Raw genomic sequence first — 4,823 nt, 5'->3', positions numbered from 1 at the left:
CCGGGCCCACCCGTCGCACCACGGACGTCACGACGTCGGCGAGACCCGCGGCGCAGTCCTGAGCAGCGGCTGTCAGGTCGTCCCGGTCCTCCGGCGGCTCGCCGTCCCAGCCGTGTTGGTCATCGGTTTGCTGGTTCATCTCCATCCTTCCCGAACGTGATCCTCAAGACGGGGCCGTCAAAGGCGGCGTCCATCACCTGCCGCCGGCGAAGCGACTGCGGCAGCACGAGCGACCGCCTGTAGGACCCGACCGTCACGATCAGCTCCTCGCCCCGCCTGGACAACTCCAGCCTGCCTTCGGCATAGGGCAGTCGCAGGAGCAGGACGTGGCGGCCGCCCTCGCTGCGCACGCGCATCGGCTCGTCGTAATGCAGCACCGACGCCGCGTCGCGCTCGCCGTACACCTCGGCCCCCAGCTCGCGCAGCAGCGGCCCGCCGACCATCTCCTCGTCGAACAGCCGTGACGTGAGCACGGGGACCGGATCGAACGACTCGTGGATGGTGCGCATGTGCTCGGTCTGCACCTTCTTCCACTTCGCGAAGTACGGGTCCGACACCGCCTCGGGCAGCAGGCGGTTGGCCACTATGGCGTCTACGTGGTAGCCGAAAAGCGAAAGGTAGGTGAACATCCGCCGCGCCTCCGCGATGACCATCTTCTCCGGGTTCACCACCAGCCTGATGGAGGCCGAGGCGCCGTCGGTGAGGATCTCGCCCACCCGGCCCAGGTTCTCGTGCAGGCGTGCCACCGCGTCGTAGAACCGGTCCTGAGCCAGCGGCATGCTGGTGACCTTGGACAGCACCGGACGCACCGCCTTCACCACACGCCGCTCGATCGGGAACACCCGCTGCATGTACCAGCGGCTGATCTCGGGCAGAGACAGCAGTCGAAGCGTCTCGGCCGTCGGAGCGCAGTCCACCACGATGCAGTCGAAGCGTCCCTCGTCGTGGTGCCGCCGCAGGTCGGTGAGGCTGAAGATCTCCTCGATGCCGGGCAGCACCGTTATCTCCTCGGCCGCCACGGGGTCGGCGCCCGCCCAGGACAAAAATTGCAGCACGTAGTCCTGTATCGCCTGCCAGTGCTCCTCCAGGCGCTCCTGCGCGTCTATCTGGATCCCGAACAGCCGGTCGCCTATCGGCGTGGGGGCCGATCCGATCTCGACCTCAAAGGCGTCGGCGAGGCTGTGTGCCGGGTCCGTGGACATCACCAGCGTCGTTGCGCCTCCCGACGCAACCCGCAGGGCCGTCGCGGCGGCGACGGAGGTCTTTCCCACGCCGCCCTTGCCGGTGAAAACGATTACGCGCATCAGGCCCGCTCGACCCGGCGCTTTAGCTCCTGGAGCGCCACCTTCGTGATCTCGCGTGCCGCTCGCGCCTTCACGAATCCCGGCAGGGGGATCGTCCCGGGGTCGATGGCCAGCTCGTAGACGACGGTCGTCGAGTCGTCGTCGGCCTGGGTCAGGACGTAGGACCCGCGCAGGTCGCGCATATCGCCTTCGACGTAGTCCCAGGAGATGCGGTTGTCGCCGTAGCCGTAGCGGAGCACGTAGCGCATCCGCGGTAGGGGGCCCGGTGCAACCTCGAACTCGACGTCGCCCGGCCGGCCGTCGTCGTCATGCGTGAGCACCCGTACCGACTTCACAGCCTTGGCCCACGACGGGTAGTCCTCGACGTCCAACAGCACGGCCAGGACGGCGCCGGCCTCGGCGGCTATCGAGATGTCGGAGTGGACCGTTTCGGTGGACATAGGCCTTTCAAGATGGCAGGACCGGGTGCACCAGCGCGCAACCCGTGCTGCGGAAGTGGTGTCCCACGTTGACCAGGACCGAAGTCCCGACCTGTGTCGTGGCCACCCGAGGGTAATGGACGTGGCCGAAGTAGACGTGTGAGGGCTGGTGGGTCCGGATGTAGGACAGCAGCGCCTCGCTGCCCGGCTCCCTGAGGTCGGCCCTGACGTCGTGGACGAGATCGTCGATGGCGGGAGGGACGTGGGAGCACAGGACGTCCACCCGTCCCAGGGCGTCGACCTTGGCTGCGTAGTCGTCCAGGGACACCTCCCCCGGGATCCCCACCTTCGGCAGGCCGCCGCCGACAAAGCCGAAGCGGGTGCCGTCCAGATCCAGGACCTCGCCGTCCACGAACCGGACGTGCGGCGGGACGTGGGCGCGGATCAGATCCGGGACGTCGACGTTGCCGAAGGTCAGCACGACGTTGTCCGGCAGGCTGGAGCAGAAGTCCCGATGCGCGGACTCGATGCCGCGCAGGAAGGCCGCCCGCATGTCCTCCTCGCGGCCCTGCCCCAGCGAGGCCAGGTGTGCCCGGGCTTCGTCGTGGCGGCCGGTCCGCCGCAGCTCGGAGAACGTCCGGACGGCGTCGGATCCGTAGACGTCGGCGAGGATGCCGCCGGCGTTTTCGTAGTCGATGACGTTGATCAGGTCGCCCAGGACCAGAAGGACGTCGCAGGACGACGCCTCCCTCAGGACCGCCTGGAGGTCGCCGTGGACGTCGGCGATCAGCTTCACGAGCACGCATCGAGAATGCCACCACTGGCTAAGGTGGGAGCCGTGAGGCCCCCCCGAGCGCTGGTCGTGCTGCTGGTGTGCGCCGGCTTTGCCGGCTTCGTGGCGTGCGCGTCGCCGGAGGTGACCACCAGGTCCATCGAGACGCAGGTGTGGTCGCCCTACTGCCCGGGCAGACTGCTGTCGGAGTGCACGACGAGCCAGGCGGCCGATCTCCGCGAGCAGATCGACACCCGGGTGAAGGCGGGCCAGTCGGAGCGGCAGATCATGTCCTGGCTTCGCGACAACTACGGCGACGAGGTGCTGGCACGGCCGTCCGGGGACCGCTCTGGCAGGCTCATCTGGCTCGTGCCGCTGGCGGCCGCGGCGTCGGGAGCGGTCCTTCTGGCGGGGATCATCCGGAGGTGGTCGCGTCCCGTGCCGGCCGCGTCCACACCCCCGCGCGAGGACATGACCGAACAGGAGCGCCGCTACTGGGTCGGGCGGGTGCGGTCCGAGGCGGCCGAGCGGGGGCCGGACTCGGGCTGAGCGACGAGCCGGCGGAACCCCCCGGGGCGGCCGATCAGGTTCCCGCGAGCGCCTTCACGACCGGTCCGAGTGCCACGTAGGCGTCCTCCGGCATGACCACGTAGGAGATCCCGTAGGCCTCCCGGCGGGCCCGGAGGTCGTCGGCGATCTCGTCGGTTGTCCCGACCAGCGCGAACGGCACCTCCAGCGCCTGCTCCGGGCTCAGCCCGAACGCCGGGGCCAGCATCGCCGCCACGCCCGGGCGGTCGTCGGTGACCTGCGCCATGTAGACCAGGTTGTTCAGCTCCAGGGAATCGAACCGCTCGCCGGCGGCGTCGCGGATCCAGCCGATCTTGCGGTTGACGACGTCCGGCGTCGCCTGGGTGCCGAGCTCTGCGTTCACCTCGCCGCCGCGCAGGTCGAAGTTGATCCCGACGATGTCCGCCTCGCGCGCCGCGATGCCCAGGACGCGCCTGCCGCCGCCACCGACGAAGATCGGCGGGTGGGGACGCTGGACCGGCTTCGGCCGTCCGTCCAGCTCCGACACCGCGTAGTGCTTGCCGCGAAATGAGAACGGCCCGTCCGCGAACAGCCCTTTGAGGACCTTGAGGCCCTCCTCGAACCGGTCCACCCGCACCGCCGGCGGGTCGTAGCGGATGCCCGACTGCTCGTAGTCGGTCCTCATCCAGCCCGCGCCGATGCCGAGCTCCAGGCGGCCGTCAGACAGCACGTCCAGCGTCGCCGCCTCCTTGGCCAGAACGACCGGGTGCCGGTAGTCGTTGTCCAGGACGGCCATGCCGATTCGCATGCCGCTGCAGTCCGCCGCCGCCATGAGGGCCGGGATCGGAGCGAACTGGTCGCCGAAGTGGTCGGGCATGAACACGGTCTCGTAGCCGAGGTCCTCGGCGCGCCGGACGGAGTCCACCCAATCGGAGCGCGTGCCCGATGCGCGCAGCTGGACGCCAAACCTGAACGGCCTGGGTGACATGGATTCCCCCTTCGTCGCGGCGCCTGTGCGGCCAGGCGACAGACTAACCGCGTGATATACCTGCGCGATGCCGCTGCCCCGGTCGATGCTGCGAATGACCCCCGAGGAGCTGGACGGCTTTCTGCGCGAGGAGCGCACCGCGCGCGTGGCGACGGTGTCGGCGTCCGGCGAGCCGCACGTGGCGCCGCTCTGGTTCGTGTGGCACGACTCGGCTTTGTGGGTGACTTCCCTGCGCAAGTCGCGGCGGGCGGCCGATCTGCAGTCCGGCTCCCGCGTGGCGGCGTGCGTCGACGCCGGCGGCGAGTACAGGGAACTGCGCGGGGCGGTGCTGTACGGCTCGATGTCAGCCGCGGAGTCCGAAGCCCAGTTCGACGCCGCCAGGCTCGCCTACGGCGACAAGTACTGGGGAGGGACCCAGGCCCCCGTCGAGCGCAGCCACGAGTGGCTGGTCCTTCGTCCGGACCGCATCGCGTCCTGGGACTTCCGCAAGATCCCGACCGGTAAGGACCGCCGCCTCAGGCAGGCCGAGAGCTGACGCGGGAGACAGGCTCCTCGGTCAGTAGACCGGGATCGACTCGTCCACCTCCTGGGCGTACCCGTTGATGCCCCCGGTCAGGTTGCGGACCTTGCGAAAGCCGATCGACCTCAGGAACTGGGTCGCCTGCGCGCTGCGGATCCCGCTGCGGCAATAGACGACCAGGTCGTCTGCGCTGGACAGCTCGTGGACGCGGTTGGCCAGCTCGCCCAGAGGGATCAGCTTGGTCTCGAACGGCAGCTTCGAGATCTCGGTCTCGAACGGCTCCCGGACGTCC

7 protein-coding genes are annotated in these 4,823 nt (G+C 69.4%); 2 read left to right on the top strand and 5 right to left on the bottom strand.

Annotated features, from left to right (window positions below; genetic code table 11):
• Positions 1–119: 119 nt before the first annotated feature.
• The 3 genes from VNE62_12540 to VNE62_12530 are packed head-to-tail and all read right to left on the bottom strand — an operon-like array spanning position 120 to position 2,525.
• A complete protein-coding gene (locus VNE62_12540; protein HVE93109.1) occupies positions 120–1,304 on the bottom strand; it encodes an ArsA family ATPase in 1,185 nt (394 codons plus the stop codon).
• Complete coding sequence (locus VNE62_12535; GenBank protein ID HVE93108.1) at positions 1,304–1,744, bottom strand: SRPBCC family protein; 441 nt, start codon at positions 1,742–1,744, stop codon at positions 1,304–1,306. The genes VNE62_12540 and VNE62_12535 overlap by 1 nt, the downstream gene beginning before the upstream one ends.
• A 7-nt stretch (positions 1,745–1,751) precedes the next feature.
• Positions 1,752–2,525: a metallophosphoesterase gene (locus tag VNE62_12530; protein HVE93107.1), complete on the bottom strand. Its 774-nt coding sequence runs from the start codon at positions 2,523–2,525 to the stop codon at positions 1,752–1,754.
• Between the two features lie 36 nt (positions 2,526–2,561).
• Between VNE62_12530 and VNE62_12525 the strand changes: the two genes are divergently transcribed.
• Positions 2,562–3,044 carry a cytochrome c-type biogenesis protein CcmH gene (locus VNE62_12525; protein HVE93106.1) on the top strand — a complete coding sequence of 161 codons (483 nt, stop codon included), beginning with the start codon at positions 2,562–2,564 and terminating at the stop codon, positions 3,042–3,044.
• Between the two features lie 34 nt (positions 3,045–3,078).
• Here VNE62_12525 and VNE62_12520 read toward each other — a convergent pair whose 3' ends face one another.
• Positions 3,079–4,011: a TIGR03621 family F420-dependent LLM class oxidoreductase gene (locus VNE62_12520; GenBank protein ID HVE93105.1), complete on the bottom strand. Its 933-nt coding sequence runs from the start codon at positions 4,009–4,011 to the stop codon at positions 3,079–3,081.
• Positions 4,012–4,078: 67 nt separating this feature from the next.
• On the opposite strand from VNE62_12520, the gene VNE62_12515 reads away from it, so the two are divergent.
• Positions 4,079–4,546, top strand: coding sequence for a pyridoxamine 5'-phosphate oxidase family protein (locus VNE62_12515; protein HVE93104.1), 468 nt, complete (start codon positions 4,079–4,081; stop codon positions 4,544–4,546).
• A 21-nt stretch (positions 4,547–4,567) separates the two neighbouring features.
• On the opposite strand, the gene VNE62_12510 is transcribed toward VNE62_12515, so the two are convergent.
• The coding region (locus VNE62_12510) for a rhodanese-like domain-containing protein (protein HVE93103.1) at positions 4,568–4,823 on the bottom strand (256 nt) is incomplete at its 5' end.

This window comes from Actinomycetota bacterium, from assembly GCA_035536535.1.
Classification (GTDB): domain Bacteria; phylum Actinomycetota; class JAICYB01; order JAICYB01; family JAICYB01; genus DATLNZ01.
The sequence above is the reverse complement of the archived record's forward strand: the minus strand, read 5'-3'. Positions and strand labels throughout refer to the sequence as shown.